Raw genomic sequence first — 16,647 nt, forward strand, 5'->3', positions numbered from 1 at the left:
TTGTATGATATCAAAAAGGAGATGTTTGATATCAAATTAACGACTAAAAAACCACTCATATTAGCAAGTGCTTCACCCAGAAGATTTGAATTACTATCATTATTAGAAGTGCCTTTTAAAGTGAGAACTGTCGAGGTTGATGAATCTAATATACTTGGAGCGACACCTGGAGAAAAAGTATGTAATACGGCGATGGCTAAAGGTTTACCGATTGCGGAAAAATATCAAGATGCCATTGTTATAAGCGCAGATACGATTGTTTTTTTGAATGAAGAGCCTTTATATAAACCGGTTGATAATAAATTGGCCACTCAATATTTAAAAAGGTTATCCGGAAATATTCACACAGTTTATACAGGTGTTTCGATTTTTCATTCCGGAAAATGTCATACATTCTTTGAACAAACGAATGTTCAATTTTATCCTTTATCGGAAGAGTGGATTCAACTTTATGTGGAAAGTGGTGAAGGGGCAGATAAGGCAGGAGGCTACGGCATCCAGGGTGCTGGAGGTTTTTTTGTAGAAAAGATTGTAGGGGATTATCATAATGTTGTGGGATTACCAATTGGGAAACTTTTTAAAGAGCTAAAGTCTTTAGGTTTACTTTCCTTTGGTGACGAGGTTGATTCCTATGACAACTGAAATCTTCCCGACATTAATGATTCGAGATGTACATGAAGCCGATCGACCACGAGAACGTTTAATTAGACAGGGTGCCGAAAGTTTATCTAATCAAGAATTAATCGCGATTCTTTTAAGGACTGGTACGAAGCAAGAATCCGTTCTTCATTTAGCAAACCGTGTTTTAACCTATTTTGAACAACTTCACGAACTAAAAACTGCGACGATTGAAGAGATGACTGCAGTTAAAGGTATTGGGGAAGCAAAAGGGGTTCAATTATTAGCGGCAATTGAGTTAGGAAGACGTTTAGCTCAGCAAAAAACAGATGGGAAATTTACAGTTCGTTCACCGAAGGATGCGGCTACTTTTTTAATGGCAGACATGACGTCGTTAAAACAAGAAAATTTTGTTGTACTTTTTATGAATGTGAAAAATCAAGTTTTGCATAAACAAACAATATTTATCGGCAGTTTAAATGCCAGTATTGTTCATCCACGAGAAATCTTTAGAGAAGCTGTAAAACGTTCTGCTGCCTCCATCATATGTGCTCATAATCACCCTTCAGGCAATCCTTCACCATCACCCGAAGACATTGAAGTGACGAAAAGATTACAAGAAGCTGGTAAAATTATGGGAATCGAATTATTGGACCATGTAATCATTGGTGACCATCAATTCATTAGCTTAAAAGAAAAGGGGTACATGTGACACTATAATTTTCTTCATTTATCCGTTATAATGAAAGTTATGATTTCAAGTAAGCTGAGAACAACTGGCTAAGGATAGAAAGGAAGAAAATTACGTGTTTGGATTTGGAGCAAAAGATGTCGGGATTGACCTTGGCACAGCAAATACTTTGGTATTTATTAAAGGAAAAGGGATCGTTTTACGCGAACCTTCAGTAGTAGCTAAAAATACGAATAATGGCGATATCGTCGCTGTTGGTAAAGATGCTAGAAATATGATAGGTCGAACACCAGGTTCGATTGTTGCAATTCGCCCGATGAAGGATGGGGTTATTGCAGATTTTGATATCACAACTGCTATGATTCAGTATTATTTAAAAGAGGCTATGAAAGTAGCTGGCGGATCATGGAAAAAACCAAACGTCATGATTTGTGTACCATATGGAATAACTTCAGTTGAGCAACGTGCAGTTATTGACGCAGCAAGACAAGCGGGTGCACGTGAAGCTGTTACGATTGAAGAACCATTTGCAGCTGCAATTGGATCGAACTTACCAGTCTGGGAACCTACAGGTAGTATGGTTGTTGACATTGGTGGAGGAACAACTGAAGTAGCTGTTATATCTCTTGGAGGGATTGTCACAAGTGAATCAGTACGTGTAGCTGGAGATGCAATGGATCATGCCATTTCAGGTTATATTCGTAAAACGTACAATTTAACAATTGGTGAACGAACTTCTGAAGCTATTAAAATGGAAATTGGTTCTGCTAAAGTGATAGATAATATCGAGACTATGGAAATTCGTGGTCGTGATTTAGTTACGGGATTACCTAAAACGATTGAAATTACATCACAAGAAATTGCTGAAGCTCTTAAAGAATCAGTTGCTGCAATTATTGAAGGTGTGAAAAAAACGTTGGAACAAACTCCTCCTGAATTATCAGCTGATGTTATGGAACGAGGAATCGTCTTAACTGGCGGTGGAGCACTTCTTAAAAATCTAGATAAAGTAATCAGCGACCAAACGAGTATGCCGGTCTTTATCGCAGAAAATCCCTTAGACTGTGTGGCAATTGGTACAGGTATGGCGTTAGATCATATGAATGTCATTCGACAACAGTCTAAACATTAAGGAGGTTTGCTTCAATGCCGCAATTTTTTTCGAATAAGCGATTGATTATGTTGCTTGTCGGGGTGATTTTTCTTGTGGCATTGATCAGTTTCTCTCTCAGAGATCGTGATCATGCTTCTTTACCTGAACAATTTATTAAAGATGTAGTTGGTTTTGGACAATCTATTTTCTCTAAACCGACGCAATACATAACAGGTGTTTTCGAAAATGTTGATTCTTTGTTAAATACTTACGATGAAAACAAACGATTAAAAAGTCGTTTAGAAGAGTTTGCTAAATTGCAGGCTGACGTAAATGTTTTAACTTTAGAGAATTCGACATTACGCGAAATTGTAGACAAAGAAGAAAATCTTCGAAAATATGAGCCGATTCAAGCAACAGTTATCGCAAGAAACCCCGATCAGTGGGAAGAAAAAGTTGTACTTGATAAAGGGACAATTCATGGTGTTGAGGTTAATATGGCGGTCATGACTTCTCAAGGGTTAATTGGTAAAGTGTTTTTAACGACATCGTTTACATCAACAGTAGAGTTGTTATCGACTCAAAACCCTAATTATCGTGTCTCTGCCATGGTAACAGTTGATGGAGAGAAAAAAGTGTTCGGTTTAATTGAAGGGTATGATGATGAAAGAAACGAATTGATACTTAAACGAATTGATTCCAATATTGAAATTAAAGCAGGACAAAAAGTAATGTCATCAGGTTTAGGTGGAATCTTCCCAGAAGGGTTATATATTGGGGAGATTACGGAAGTAACAACCGATGATTTTGGCTTAACTAAAATGGCGTATATCAAACCAGCAGCAGACTTTGCATTATTAGATCATGTAATGGTAGCCAAGAGATCAATGCCTAGTGCAAGTGGAATTGATGGGGAAGTTATTGTTGAAGAGGAAGCAGAAAAAGAAGAGGATCCTTCATGATTCGATTCGTTGTTCCTCTTATCGCCATTGTTTTGTTTTTTTTAGAACCTGTATTTGGCTTGTTTTCTCCAATTGAATTGTATGGAGAATACCGTTTTTTAGTCCCTCGATTCTTAATTATGTACTTAATTTTTATCTCGATTTACTATAGCCGAAATGTAGCTATGATTTACGGTTTAGTATTTGGTCTATTGTATGATGTGACTTACATTGATATTATTGGATTGTATTCATTTTTATATCCATTAATATGTTTAATTGCGAGTTTCATTGTTCGATATATTCATCAAAATTTACTGGTCACGACCACATTGTCATTATTGTTGGTAGCTTTACTTGAGTTTGTTTTGTATCAATTTTTCTTATTAATCGGACTAACTGATATGTCCATGAGCAATTTTGTTTATGGAAAACTGATTCCAACGATGATTGCCAATTCTATTTTTCTAATTATGCTAGGATGGGCATTTAAGTATTTAATAAATGCAAGGTTCATTCAACGTTTGAACCAACCATCATAAATTCGAATTTTACGCGTGAGGTGACGCATTTGACGAAAAAGCAACTTGTCTATATTAAAGGGACAAAAGACGGCCTAGTGCTTCGGCTAGATGATCAATGCGCTTACGCTGATATAGTTGAAGAACTTAAAAACAAAGTATCTGACGAAGGTATTGAAGGACAAGCAGAGGTTCTATTACAAGTGGGACATCGATATTGTTCAGAAGAACAAATCAAAGAATTAATTGCCTGCGTTCATACTTCACCGCATCTTCGGGTTTCTAAAGTTCAAAGCGATGTGATTTCTGTGGAAGAAAGCAATCGACGAATTTTAGAACGACAATCCGAAACTTATGTAGGAATTGTTCGATCTGGACAAGTTGTTACAGCTGAAGGTGATTTAGTTGTTGTAGGTGACGTTAATCCAAACGGTCGAATTGTAGCAGGCGGAAATATTTTCGTGCTTGGTCGATTAAAAGGGATTGCTCACGCAGGTTCTAACGGTAACACAGATGCTGTCATTGCTGCTTCTTGGTTAGAAGCTACGCATTTAATGATTGCTGATGCTCTTGAGATTATGACGGATGAATTAACCATATTATCAGAGCAACCTGAAATGGAATGTGCTTATTTACATGCTAATGGTTTTATTGCGATTGATCGTTTGCAAGAATTACGTTTATTAAGACCGCAATTATCTACATTTAAAGGAGGAAGCTGATGTGGGAGAAGCCATCGTTATAACTTCAGGGAAAGGGGGGGTCGGTAAGACGACGACCACCGCTAACCTTGGAACTGCATTAGCACTTCAAGGCAAGAAAGTTTGTTTGATTGACACAGACATTGGTTTAAGAAATTTAGATGTTGTTTTAGGTTTAGAAAATCGAATCATCTATGACCTCGTTGACGTTATTGAGGGGCGTTGTAAAGTGCATCAAGCACTTGTTAAAGATAAGCGTTTTGATGACAAGTTATTTCTACTACCCGCAGCACAGACGACTGACAAAAACGCTATTAATCCTGAACAAATGAAAGAATTAGTGACAGAATTAAAACGCGATTACGATTATGTTGTGATAGATTGTCCCGCTGGTATTGAGCAAGGGTATAAAAATGCCATTGCTGGAGCTGATCGTGCGATTGTCGTAACAACTCCTGAAATTTCTGCTGTTCGAGATGCTGATCGTATCATCGGATTGCTAGAACAAGAAGATATTGCTCCACCTAAACTTATTATCAATCGCATTCGCCAACATTTAATGAAATCTGGAGATGCTTTAGATATTAATGAAATTACTACTCATTTATCAATCGATTTATTAGGTATTGTTGCTGATGACGAAAGCGTCATTACTTCGTCTAATAAAGGGGAGCCTGTAGTTATGGATCCTACTAATCGAGCGGCTTTAGGTTACCGAAATATTGCTCGACGTATTTTAGGGGAATCAGTTCCATTAATGTCTATGGATTTAGAGCGTAAAGGTGTATTTTCGAAAATCAAAGCAATCTTTGCTAAATAATTATTACGGGGCCATCTCTTAAGTCGTTTAGTGACTTAGAGATGGTCTTTTTTATATCAGAACTTAGCAGGTGATTATCATTATGGTGTACGCTTTCCGGGAGAACGTGCTTAGCCGCTTCCTCTCGGGTGCTCAGTCCAGGGTCTAAAGCACGTACTAATTCCCCCAGGAGTCGCACCACGAGTATATAAACATGGATTGTTTAACAATAGCTCTGGTATATAACACCAAATTATTGTTGTATGAAATATTTCCAGGGAAATCAAGAGCGGTTACTTGATTTTAGATTATTAAAGATTTAAGCCCACCACATCACAAGCCAGCTACTTTGAAATACTGGCTTCATCAGCAATAGAAGCTTCAATCTTCATGAAAATCACCTTTTCTTTTTTTGATAGAGAAATGTCTACATATTGAACGATCCATTACTATAATTTGTACTTTTTATTCAAAACTAAAGAAGAGAATCGATTCATAATGGTTTTTATAAAATCATGAAATTTTGTTAAGTGTAGTGCAATGTGGCGGAAAACATCTGCTCCTGTTTCTGCATCGTTTCACTAGCTTCGAAACATGAAAGAACGTTGCATCGCTACGCTAGCTTCGTCGCAAAGATCAAGACAAATTGTCTTTGCTCTTGATCTTTCCAGCGGGATTAGCCGGTCCATGTGAGACCTCGCAGTGAGCATTGCGAAAGAGGAGGCTCACGGACCGCCCGCGGAAAGCGTCCACCTGAAGCGGAACAAGAGCATATTAATTGTGAATTAAAGATCTTCACTTTAGGGATATCACTTTAAAAAAATTATTATTTACTAAATTAACTCAAGTCTATTAATAAATCTATCAAACTTGGCATTTGTCATTCATGCTCTTTCTTCTTGTTGCATATAGTGCATTAAAAGGAGGGGTGAGCGATGAGATGGCAGAAAAAGTGGTTCGTAGCTTGTCTATTAACAATAGGAGTTATTGGGATGGTTCAAATTGAAGAACGTGATGGTGGAAATTCACAGATTCGTTCCCTTTTTGAGGAAGGGAAAGACATTCAGTACGCACGTAAGATGATTATGTCGTTAATGACTGATGAGAAACTTGAAGAAGTGATTCCAGTATCGGCATCTGTGCACCCTTCAATGAAAACGTATGAATCAATGCAACCATATCAAGATGGCGTACTGGTTTCGTATACCAGTCCAGTTCAAGTGGTTGCTCGTGAAGATGGATTAATTCTGTTTACTGGTCAAACAAAGCAAACGGGGAAAACCATGACTATTTTATATGATAGTGGGGAAACTGTGACTTATGGATTTATAGAAAGCTTCTCACATTTACCATATACAGCAGTTGCTACAAACGAATTAATTGCCGAGGTACAACCAGGATCAATGTATGTTCGAGTGGAACGGGATGGAAAGTATTTAGAACCTTCTACATTGACAGAATGGATTTCAGATGCCGTTAAATAGCACGATGCGATTTAGATTACATCCGATATTAATTCCGCTCATTTTCTTTTTGATTGGAACTGGTCAATTTGCACATTATACGATTATCTTTGTCTCATTATTGATTCATGAATCTGGACATTTAATTGCTGCAAAATGGACAGGCCTATCGGTTAAATCTTGTACAATAATGCCGTATGGTGGAGAAATTATCATTCGTAATCTTAGGCAGGCTCCAAAACATCACCAATGGTTAGTTGCAATTTCAGGTCCACTCACGACAGCCGTACTTATATTACTTGCGAATTTTTTATCGTTTCCTGGACAAGCTTTCTTTATTCAAGTCCAATTTACAATATTATTTTTAAATTGTTTACCGATTCTTCCGTTAGATGGAGGACAAGCTTTATTAGCACTAGTTCCTGATTGGTATGAATGGATATTAATGATGTCTATTTTTTTACCATTGTTTTTGATTTTATTTGTATCAACCGAAATTCACTTGGTATTTATATTTGCTTTTATAGCTTATCAAAATATTAAATCATGGCAATATCGTAAATACGAAGCAGCATTTCAGGATATTGTTCAAAAGCGGTTGACTCTATGACCTCAAGTGTGATAATATTTTAATGTTATTGTTTGTAGCACCCGTGCTACTACAACCGCTCTTAAAAGGTTTAAGTATCTGAAAAGATCACCTTATTTAAAGGCGAGTCTGAGTCTAAGAGGAGGTGCAGTAAAATGTACGCAATTATCGAAACTGGTGGGAAACAAATCAAAGTTGAAAAAGGTCAAGAAATTTACATCGAAAAATTAGGTGTGGATGCTGAAGACGTTTTCACATTTGACAAAGTTCTATTTGTAGGTGGAGACAATGTTAAAGTTGGAGTTCCTTTCGTGGAAGGTGCAACAGTTAAAGCGACAGTCGTTAAAAACGGTCGTGGTAAAAAAATCACTGTTTTTAAATACAAAGCGAAAAAGAACTACCGTCGTAAACAAGGTCATCGTCAACCTTATACAAAATTAGTGATTGATGAAATTAACCTGTAAGAAAAAGATGTGGTATTGATGATTCAAGTAACGATTGAACAAGATCAGTCAAAACAAGTTCGTTCTTTTGAAATGAAGGGACATGCTGATTTTGCTGAACATGGAAAAGATTTAGTTTGTGCAGGTGCTTCTGCTGTTTCATTTGGAGCAGTAAATGCCATCATGTCACTCACAAACATCACTCCAGATATTCAGCAAGGACAAGATGGCGGATTTTTCAAAGTCTCGTTCCCGCAAAACCTGGATACAAGAACAAATGAGCAAGTACAATTACTTGTACAAGCAATGATTGTTTCTTTACAAACGATTGAACATGATTATGCACAGCATATAAAAATAACCTTCAAAAAGTAGGAGGTGGAACAGATGATGTTAAGATTAGATCTTCAGTTTTTCGCATCGAAAAAAGGAGTAGGATCGACTCGTAATGGTCGTGACTCTCAATCAAAACGCCTTGGCGCTAAACGCGCTGATGGTCAATTCGTTTCAGGTGGATCAATTTTGTACCGTCAACGCGGAACAAAAATTTATCCTGGTGAAAACGTAGGCCGTGGTGGAGATGACACACTTTTTGCGAAAGTTGACGGAGTAGTACGCTTTGAGCGTTATGGCCGCGACAAGAAAAAAGTTAGTGTATATCCTGTAGCTCAAGAAGCTTAATTCAACAGCCAAAGGACTGCATGTTTGCAGTCCTTTTTCTTTTGCAACAAAACAGGTCTATTTCTTGGTATACTTAAGAAATTAGAAAAGCATAATGGAGAGTGACCTATGACTGAAAAGCCTTTTTCAGTAAACGATGCATTGCGACATGCTCGTCATGATTTTTTAAATCAAATGCAACTTATAAAAATGAATATGGATCTTGCTCGATTGGATGAAGCAAGGGAAGTCATAGCAAGCTATACAGAAAAATGTAAAGTGTTTTATGAGTTATCTAAATTACAACTTCCTAAAACCTCAGAATGGCTTCAAACTGCCAATTGGCGTTTTCCTGGATTTAAAGTTGAAGTCGGCACTGAGATTACAATGCCTTATAAAACTGAAATGGATGTTTCAATTCGAGACAGTTTGGAACTTTTCACTAAATTCTTAGAGCCAAAATTGAATCCATATTTTGAACACGAATTGCGTGTGTGGATTGAAAGTACAGAAAATCTATTTAGGTTAACAGTTGAAGCAAATGGGAAATGGGAACTCGGCGACGATTTTTTAATTAAGACCCAAGGCTTAACAATTACTCACGAATGTAAAACGACTGAAAAATGGCGTTTTCATATAGAAGAAAGCAAGGAGGGATAAGCGATGTTTGTCGATCACGTTAAGATATTTATTAAAGGCGGAGATGGCGGAGATGGAATGGTAGCATTCCGTCGCGAAAAATATGTACCAGATGGTGGACCAGCTGGTGGAGATGGTGGCCGTGGAGGAAATGTAATATTCGAAGTCGAAGAAGGCTTACGAACATTAATGGATTTCCGTTATAAGCGACATTTCAAAGCAAACCGTGGAGATCATGGTCAAAGTAAAAACATGCACGGTAGAGGTGCAGATGATTTAATCGTAAAAGTTCCACCAGGTACAGTTGTGATGACTGAAGAAGGTGGTACAGTTTTAGCTGATCTTGTGGAGCATGGACAACAAGCAGTTATTGCTAAAGGTGGCCGCGGTGGTCGTGGAAACTCACGCTTTGCTACACCACAAAATCCAGCACCTGAACTATCTGAAAAAGGTGAACCAGGCGAGGAAATTGAAGTTGTACTTGAACTTAAAGTATTAGCTGATGTCGGCTTAGTTGGATTCCCAAGTGTAGGGAAATCTACATTGTTATCAGTTGTATCTGCTGCAAAACCGAAAATTGCTGCTTACCATTTTACAACCATCGTACCGAATTTGGGAATGGTTGAAACAGAAGATGGAAGAAGCTTTGCGATGGCTGATTTACCTGGTTTAATCGAAGGTGCAAGTGAAGGTGTTGGTCTTGGTCATCAATTCCTGCGTCATATTGAACGTACTCGTGTTATCGTGCATGTAATCGATATGTCCGGCCTAGAGGGTAGAGATCCGTATGACGACTATGTCACAATCAATGATGAATTAAAACAATACAATTTACGATTAACGGAACGTCCTCAACTGATTGTTGCAAATAAAATGGACATGCCTGATTCAGAAGAAAATTTAGCTGAATTCCGTAAAAAACTTCCGGAAGATGTTAAAGTGTTCCCAATTTCAGCGTTATCTCGTAAAGGTTTAAATGAACTTTTATTTGCGATTGCTGATTTACTTGAAGTAACTGGAGAATTCTTGCTTCATGAGATGGCTGATGAAGAGTCAGACGCAACTGTATTGTACAAGCACAAAAAAGAAAGCGATGGCTTCGAAGTATCACGTGATGATGATGGTGCTTTCGTATTAAGTGGTTCATCAATCGAACGCTTATTTAAAATGACTGACTTCTCTCGTGAAGATTCTATCCGTCGATTTGCTCGTCAATTACGTGGAATGGGCGTAGACGAAGCGCTACGTGAACGTGGAGCTGTTGATGGAGATACGGTTCGTTTACTTGAGTTTGAATTTGAATTTATTGAATAGAAGGTGAGGATGGACTAAATGAAAGACGTATCGGAACAACGATATTTTTTAGTGCGTGAGGATGTCCTAACAGAAGCGATGCAAAAAACACTTGATGCTAAGCAACTTTTGCAAAGCGGAGAAGTGGCTTCTATTTGGGATGCTGTTAAACAAGTCGATCTTTCACGCAGTGCTTTTTATAAATATCGCGATGCGGTCTTTCCTTTCCATTCCATTGTAAGAGAACGCATATTAACTGTATTTTTACAGTTAGAAGATCGAAAAGGGACGCTTGCGACCCTTCTACATACAGTGGCAGAAGCCACATGCAATGTTTTAACGATTCATCAAACGATACCTATCCAGGGAAGAGCAAATGTAACGTTATCTCTCGATGTTACGGCAATGTCGATGCAATTGGATGATTTTATTCATCAATTGAAGCGACTAGACTTTGTGGAATCTGCTGAAGTAATTAGTTCTGGAGCATCCTAGTATTCTTTTATAACTTGATAGAGTATGGTGTGTATTATGTAAAGGGGTGTCTTCGATGTCTTCTTCCATTTATGAAACTCGTATTGCTTATTTAGGTCCAGAAGCTTCATTTACTCATCTAGCTACCCAAGAACTATTTATGGATAAATGGTTAATGCCTTTTACAACAATACCCGAGTGTATTGAAGCAGTGGCAAATGGTGAAGTGGAATATGCAGTTGTTCCGCTAGAAAATGCGTTGGAAGGTTCTGTCCCTTTAACGATTGATTATTTGTTCCATGATGTGTCCTTACATGTATCAGCAGAAATTCTTTCACCTATTGAACAGCATTTTATGGTTCATCCATCACAAGTTGAACAAAGCGACTCAATTGAAGCAGTTTATTCCCATCCACATGCTCTAGCACAATGTCATAAATATTTATATTATCGCTTTCGTGGGATCCCCTTAGAACAAACAACATCTACTGCAGCTGCTGCTAAGTATGTTTCTGAAAAACCAGAGAAATGTATAGCGGCTATTGGCAATGCTTACGCAGCTAAAAAATATGGATTGACGATTGTTCAAGAAAATATCCACGATTTTCATTTTAACCATACACGGTTTTTTGTATTGTCTAAGAACAATTCAACTATTAATGTGGATGGTCATGACAATCAACCGAAAACAACCATGATGATTCAACTTCCAGTGGATGATCGTTCTGGAGCGCTTCACCAAGTGTTATCAGTGTTCGCTTGGCGTCAATTAAATTTAAGTAAAATTGAATCTAGACCGTTGAAGACGGGACTTGGTCATTATTTCTTTATCATTGATGTTTTAGCAGATGAGGAATCTCCTATGATGAAGGGAGCTAAAGACGAGCTGCAAGCATTAGGCTGTGAAGTGAAATCTTTAGGAACTTATTATACATATAAAAAGGTGATGAATACCAAATAGGGTATTCATCACCTTTTTATATTATTGATCAATCATTGGCTATATATCCTTTTTCACTCATGGCAACGATCGCACGATCTAAAATGGAAGGTTCAGTCGCGACAATTAAATGTAAATGAATCCCCCCAGTTAACTCAGAAAGGAAACTTGCCCCTGTTTCATTCACTTTCTGCAAAAATAAATCAACTTCATGACGATTTGAAACTTGAATGGAAGCCGTTAAATCGCCGTAAACAGGATGCTCAATCGTCACATTCTTTACTAGAACACCTGCGTCAACTAAAGTGTAAAGTTCATCTTTTGCGTCCTCTGGTGAATGAATACAAGCAATTTGACGTTCATACAAAGGACCTGAATTAGAGTTCTCAAAGTACACATAACCTTGACTTGTCGCGATAATCGGTTCATTTCTAGCTTTTAGTAATGTCATGTCTCCAACGATAACTTGTCTGCTCACACCTACGATTTTTGAAAGGTCCGTTCCAGTTAAAGGTGCATCGGATTGCTTCAAAAGCAACAGTAACTCATTGCGTCTAGCCTCACCTAATAATTTCTTCAAAAAAACCCCGCTCCTAGTTGTGCATAATCAACCCACTAATAATCATAGTTTAACATGAACAGAGTTCGTTTGATGCATGAAATGAAAGTGACCATTTTGTATAGAGCTTCATACGATACATAGATGAAAGGGGGAAGACATGTGCACGTACATGTTGTCCAAAAAGGAGACACACTTTGGAAAATTTCAAGACAATACGGGGTTTCATTTGACGAAGTAAAACGTCTAAATGCCCATTTGGCAAATCCTGATTATATTGTGCCAGGTATGAAAATTTTTGTTCCGGAAACGGCAAAAACGCAAGAGGTAAAAGAACATCCATACTACGATGGCCGTCCTGTGAAGAGTAAAAAGGAGGAAATGATCTCCCAACCGGCACCAAAAGCCGTGACTCAACCTAGTCCAAAAGCTGTAACACTACCTACACCTACACCGGCGCCAGCACCGATTCCTCAACCTGTTGCGCCAATCATGCAGCAACCGACTCCACAACCTATCCCAATGCCATACCCATATCCATTCTCTCAAGATATTTCAATGACGAATATAATGCCACAAATGATGAGCATCCCATATGGCTGGATGCCAGTACCTGATATGGATACACAACATATTCCGCAACCAATGCCTAAAAAAACACAAACAATGCCGATTTATACACCACCAGTAGTTCCAGCACCACCAGCACCTACACCAGCACCAATTAAAGGGTGGAAACTACAAGATTCGAGTTCACTTATGGATTCATCATCTCTTCACCATCCTGTAATACCAGAACAAGTCCAACCACAGACTCATCCAACCGACGGGTATGGACCATGCGGATGTGGCCACCCTGCATATGTACGACCAATGCCACCATGTGGTTGTGGACGTCCACCGATGCCCTATGCAATGCCTGAAATGAATTATGGAGATAATAGCAACGAGTCGAATGGCTTACCTGAACAAACATTAGGCGCTTACCAAGAACCAAATATGATGATGGCTCATCATCCATATATGATGGCTCCTCAAATGATGCCTTATGTGGCTTGCATGCCTTGTCACATGTGCCATGCTCCACATGGACCATGGGGATATCCTTACCCAGGTCGTCAACGTTAAAAGTGGATAAAGAGAATTTGATTCAACTTAAGCCAAATGTTTGGAAATGGCAAGTTGGAAGACATCAATACTCGTTGAAAAAATATAAAGATGTTGCTGAAGCGGAAAAAATTCGTTTCATTCATCAAAAATTATTAGAAGTGAACCAAACTTATATTTTGCCAATCGAACCATATTCAGATCAATTAGTTATTCAACAACCATGGGTAGAAGATGGTGGGAAAGTACAGTTTGATAATCTCAGAGATCGACAAGATTCTCTACGTTTGTTAAATAAATTGCATCGAACAGGTGAATTAATAAAGTGGAAGAGATGTTCCTATTTACATGAAATTGACTTAATTCGAAAATGGGAACATCGCTTGGAGAAGTGGCAATTTGCTACTTCTTTTTTACACATTCATTTAGGAGAGGCAAAGACACTACAAATTACGAAATATGCCCAGCAAGCCCTTCAGAACATAAAACCTCTCTCATCTGGAAATAAAACATTACTGCATGGAGATGTCGTGCATCATAATTTTGTTCGAAATCAAAACGGGAAAATGTATTTAATCGATTTTGACTTAGCTTGTGTAGGTCCAAAAGAAGTAGAATTAATTTTATGGATTCACCGGGTATTACCGCATCTCGACTATAATTTGCAAAAACTAATTTTACAAAATCCCTCACTTAAAACACTTACAGCTAAAGAATTTCACTATTTATTATTTCCAAACGAATTGCTAAGAGAATGGTTATATGCAACGACATTAAGTAATCAGCAATTAAAAACATTCATACCAAAGTTGAAGATTTTTACAGATAAGACGCTTAAAATGATGCCAAAATTGCAAATGGAGATTAATCAAATGGGCTGATTAAAAAATTGTCGGTTAAATCACAACAAAAATGCTAGCTAATCGTGGTATAATAGTGAAATCGGCAACACATTGTTAGCAACATTTTCACTTAGGAGGAATACTCATGACAGAACAAAATCAAACGAATGAAACAGAAGCACCAAAAAAAATGAGCTTAAAAGAAATTATGAAGCAACAATTAGAAGCGAAAAAGAATAAAAACAACTCAACGAATTTGACTGGAAACGCAACTCAATCTACAAAAAAAATGACGAGTCAACAAACAAAAAAAGTCAGTAATACACGTAGAAAAATGGGTGTCTAACAAATTAATATGTATTGTATGAAAACCCTGCTCACTTGAGTAGGGTTTTTTATGCTTCATCTGGAGCTTTCTGAAAGCATTATTGGCTGCCAGCAATTTGTTCACTTGAATTACTGATCACTCCCATTCGGAAAGAATTGCTGTTTTAGAATATAAAATGCACTAATTTTACATAGACATTTTTTCATGCAGAAGAAATACGAATAACAAGATGAATACATACGTTCTCGTATGAATTATGCTATAATCAAGAACGTTGATTGTGAGGAGATTTAACTATGTATGATTATATTAAAGGGGTAGTTACGCGTGTAACACCTGAATATATTACGTTAGAATTGAATGGAATAGGTTGGCAAATTTTCTCGCCAAACCCTTATGCATTTAGAGTTTCAACTGATGAACAGCAAATATTTACCCATTTAAATGTTCGAGAAGATGCGCAAAATTTGTTTGGGTTTATTTCGCTTGAACAACGCGAACTTTTTCGGAAGCTTATTTTGGTCTCGGGTATTGGACCTAAAGGGGCATTAGCCATTTTAGCTAGTGGACAACCCTCTCAAGTGATTCAGGCAATTGAAAGGGAAGACGAGACTTTTTTAGTGAAATTCCCTGGTGTGGGTAAGAAAACTGCACGTCAAATGATTTTAGATTTAAAAGGAAAACTTGGAGACTTGGTTGGCGAAAATGCATTACCTAGTGGCGAAGATGAGCTTCAATTATTCCCAGATCAATCTGGTAAACAAGAAATTGATGAAGCGCTCCTAGCTTTAGCGGCACTTGGTTATTCAGATAGAGAACTTGCCAAAGTTCGCCCACAATTAGAATCCATTCCTGAGGCATTAGAAACCGATGGATATATGAAGAAAGCACTTCAATTGTTATTAAAACAAAGCTAACGAAAGGAGGTCACTGATATGCAAGAACGTGTTATTTCTAGTGATGTATCTGAATTTGATGAACGATTTGAACAGTCATTAAGACCGAAGTATTTATCGCAATACATAGGTCAAGAAAAAGTGAAAAACAATTTAGAAGTATTTGTAGAAGCTGCAAAAATGCGAGAAGAAAGTTTAGACCACGTGTTGTTATATGGGCCTCCTGGACTTGGAAAAACAACGCTTGCAGCTGTTATTGCCAATGAAATGAATGTGAACATTCGTATGACAAGTGGTCCTGCAATCGAACGACCGGGAGATTTAGCAGCCATTGTAAGTTCGCTTGAACCCGGCGATGTGTTATTCATTGATGAAATTCATCGATTAAATCGTTCGATTGAAGAAGTGCTTTATCCGGCAATGGAAGATTTTTGTCTCGATATTGTCGTCGGGAAAGGGCCATCTGCTAGGTCGGTTCGATTGGATTTACCACCGTTTACATTGATAGGGGCAACAACTCGAGCAGGTGCTTTGTCAGCACCTTTAAGAGATCGTTTTGGAGTTTTGTTGAGATTAGATTATTATGATCAAAAGGCACTTACTGAAATCGTGACACGAAGTGCGGCATTATTTGATGCAAATATTGATCTTCCATCGGCTGGAGAAATTGCAAGTCGTTCTCGAGGGACGCCACGAATTGCAAACCGTTTGTTAAAACGAGTTCGAGATTTTGCTCAAGTTCGTGGAAATGGTGACATCACATTGGATTCTGCCAATGATGCGTTAGAATTATTACAAGTTGATCCTTTAGGTTTGGATCACATCGATCATAAATTAATTATTGGAATGATTGAACGCTTCAGAGGTGGACCTGTTGGACTAGATACCATTGCCGCAAGTATTGGCGAAGAATCTACAACGATTGAAGATGTATACGAGCCGTATTTACTACAAATCGGTTTCCTTCAAAGAACACCACGTGGACGCGTGGTCACGAAGAGCGCATATGATCATTTCAAATACCCTTATTTTGAAGAATAAAGACTAAAA

22 protein-coding genes and 1 other annotated feature are annotated in these 16,647 nt (G+C 37.9%); of the genes, 21 read left to right on the forward strand and 1 reads right to left on the reverse strand.

Features of this window, described 5'->3' with window-relative positions; translation table 11 throughout:
- Positions 1-21 precede the first annotated feature (21 nt).
- From AC3EA5_RS04290 to pheA, 16 genes are all read left to right on the forward strand, one after another.
- Positions 22-642, forward strand: a complete 621-nt coding sequence (locus AC3EA5_RS04290) for a Maf family protein (RefSeq protein WP_488607217.1) — start codon at positions 22-24, stop codon at positions 640-642.
- Positions 632-1,330 carry a RadC family protein gene (radC, locus tag AC3EA5_RS04295; protein WP_488607218.1) on the forward strand — a complete coding sequence of 233 codons (699 nt, stop codon included), beginning with the start codon at positions 632-634 and terminating at the stop codon, positions 1,328-1,330. Before AC3EA5_RS04290 ends, radC begins: the two co-directional genes overlap by 11 nt.
- Positions 1,331-1,424: 94 nt before the next feature.
- Entirely contained in the window at positions 1,425-2,441 is a 1,017-nt protein-coding gene (locus AC3EA5_RS04300; RefSeq protein ID WP_394187609.1) for a rod shape-determining protein, read from the forward strand.
- 14 nt (positions 2,442-2,455) lie between these two features.
- Positions 2,456-3,364, forward strand: a complete 909-nt coding sequence (mreC, locus tag AC3EA5_RS04305) for a rod shape-determining protein MreC (protein ID WP_394187610.1) — start codon at positions 2,456-2,458, stop codon at positions 3,362-3,364.
- Positions 3,361-3,885 (forward strand): rod shape-determining protein MreD, encoded by a 525-nt coding sequence (gene mreD / locus AC3EA5_RS04310; RefSeq protein ID WP_488607219.1) that lies wholly within the window; start codon positions 3,361-3,363, stop codon positions 3,883-3,885. Before mreC ends, mreD begins: the two co-directional genes overlap by 4 nt.
- 29 nt (positions 3,886-3,914) lie before the next feature.
- The gene (gene minC, locus AC3EA5_RS04315) at positions 3,915-4,586 is read left to right on the forward strand and encodes a septum site-determining protein MinC (protein ID WP_394187612.1); all 672 of its coding nucleotides are present in this window, start codon (positions 3,915-3,917) and stop codon (positions 4,584-4,586) included.
- Between the two features lies 1 nt (position 4,587).
- On the forward strand, positions 4,588-5,385 hold the full coding sequence (minD, locus tag AC3EA5_RS04320; RefSeq protein WP_394187613.1) for a septum site-determining protein MinD: 798 nt from the start codon (positions 4,588-4,590) through the stop codon (positions 5,383-5,385).
- A 914-nt stretch (positions 5,386-6,299) separates the two neighbouring features.
- Positions 6,300-6,848 (forward strand): hypothetical protein, encoded by a 549-nt coding sequence (locus AC3EA5_RS04325; protein WP_488607220.1) that lies wholly within the window; start codon positions 6,300-6,302, stop codon positions 6,846-6,848.
- The gene (locus AC3EA5_RS04330; protein ID WP_488607221.1) at positions 6,835-7,437 is read left to right on the forward strand and encodes a site-2 protease family protein; all 603 of its coding nucleotides are present in this window, start codon (positions 6,835-6,837) and stop codon (positions 7,435-7,437) included. The genes AC3EA5_RS04325 and AC3EA5_RS04330 overlap by 14 nt, the downstream gene beginning before the upstream one ends.
- Positions 7,438-7,480: 43 nt before the next feature.
- Positions 7,481-7,557 (forward strand) — a sequence feature (ribosomal protein L21 leader region).
- 14 nt (positions 7,558-7,571) lie between these two features.
- Entirely contained in the window at positions 7,572-7,880 is a 309-nt protein-coding gene (rplU, locus tag AC3EA5_RS04335; RefSeq protein ID WP_394187616.1) for a 50S ribosomal protein L21, read from the forward strand.
- An 18-nt stretch (positions 7,881-7,898) separates the two neighbouring features.
- On the forward strand, positions 7,899-8,234 hold the full coding sequence (locus AC3EA5_RS04340; protein ID WP_488607222.1) for a ribosomal-processing cysteine protease Prp: 336 nt from the start codon (positions 7,899-7,901) through the stop codon (positions 8,232-8,234).
- 15 nt (positions 8,235-8,249) lie between these two features.
- Positions 8,250-8,540, forward strand: a complete 291-nt coding sequence (gene rpmA, locus AC3EA5_RS04345) for a 50S ribosomal protein L27 (protein WP_394187846.1) — start codon at positions 8,250-8,252, stop codon at positions 8,538-8,540.
- A 108-nt stretch (positions 8,541-8,648) separates the two neighbouring features.
- Positions 8,649-9,179: a Spo0B domain-containing protein gene (locus tag AC3EA5_RS04350; protein ID WP_488607223.1), complete on the forward strand. Its 531-nt coding sequence runs from the start codon at positions 8,649-8,651 to the stop codon at positions 9,177-9,179.
- Between the two features lie 3 nt (positions 9,180-9,182).
- Entirely contained in the window at positions 9,183-10,472 is a 1,290-nt protein-coding gene (gene obgE, locus AC3EA5_RS04355) for a GTPase ObgE (protein WP_488607224.1), read from the forward strand.
- Between the two features lie 18 nt (positions 10,473-10,490).
- Entirely contained in the window at positions 10,491-10,946 is a 456-nt protein-coding gene (locus AC3EA5_RS04360; protein ID WP_394187620.1) for an ACT domain-containing protein, read from the forward strand.
- 55 nt (positions 10,947-11,001) lie between these two features.
- Positions 11,002-11,886, forward strand: a complete 885-nt coding sequence (gene pheA / locus AC3EA5_RS04365; protein ID WP_488607225.1) for a prephenate dehydratase — start codon at positions 11,002-11,004, stop codon at positions 11,884-11,886.
- Between the two features lie 28 nt (positions 11,887-11,914).
- Here pheA and AC3EA5_RS04370 read toward each other — a convergent pair whose 3' ends face one another.
- Positions 11,915-12,445, reverse strand: coding sequence for a 3H domain-containing protein (locus tag AC3EA5_RS04370; protein ID WP_488607226.1), 531 nt, complete (start codon positions 12,443-12,445; stop codon positions 11,915-11,917).
- Positions 12,446-12,586: 141 nt separating this feature from the next.
- Here AC3EA5_RS04370 and AC3EA5_RS04375 point away from each other — a divergent pair, with 141 nt between their 5' ends.
- The 5 genes from AC3EA5_RS04375 to ruvB all read left to right on the forward strand — a co-directional run bounded on the left by AC3EA5_RS04375 (position 12,587) and on the right by ruvB (position 16,638).
- Positions 12,587-13,552, forward strand: coding sequence for a LysM peptidoglycan-binding domain-containing protein (locus AC3EA5_RS04375; protein ID WP_488607227.1), 966 nt, complete (start codon positions 12,587-12,589; stop codon positions 13,550-13,552).
- A gap of 17 nt (positions 13,553-13,569) precedes the next feature.
- Positions 13,570-14,412, forward strand: a complete 843-nt coding sequence (locus AC3EA5_RS04380; RefSeq protein WP_488607228.1) for a phosphotransferase — start codon at positions 13,570-13,572, stop codon at positions 14,410-14,412.
- Positions 14,413-14,518: 106 nt separating this feature from the next.
- Positions 14,519-14,719 (forward strand): hypothetical protein, encoded by a 201-nt coding sequence (locus tag AC3EA5_RS04385; RefSeq protein ID WP_488607229.1) that lies wholly within the window; start codon positions 14,519-14,521, stop codon positions 14,717-14,719.
- A 278-nt stretch (positions 14,720-14,997) separates the two neighbouring features.
- Positions 14,998-15,618 carry a Holliday junction branch migration protein RuvA gene (gene ruvA / locus AC3EA5_RS04390; protein ID WP_488607230.1) on the forward strand — a complete coding sequence of 207 codons (621 nt, stop codon included), beginning with the start codon at positions 14,998-15,000 and terminating at the stop codon, positions 15,616-15,618.
- Between the two features lie 18 nt (positions 15,619-15,636).
- Complete coding sequence (gene ruvB / locus AC3EA5_RS04395; protein ID WP_488607231.1) at positions 15,637-16,638, forward strand: Holliday junction branch migration DNA helicase RuvB; 1,002 nt, start codon at positions 15,637-15,639, stop codon at positions 16,636-16,638.
- The last annotated feature ends 9 nt before the right edge of the window (positions 16,639-16,647 follow it).

This window comes from Paenisporosarcina sp. (assembly GCF_057785155.1).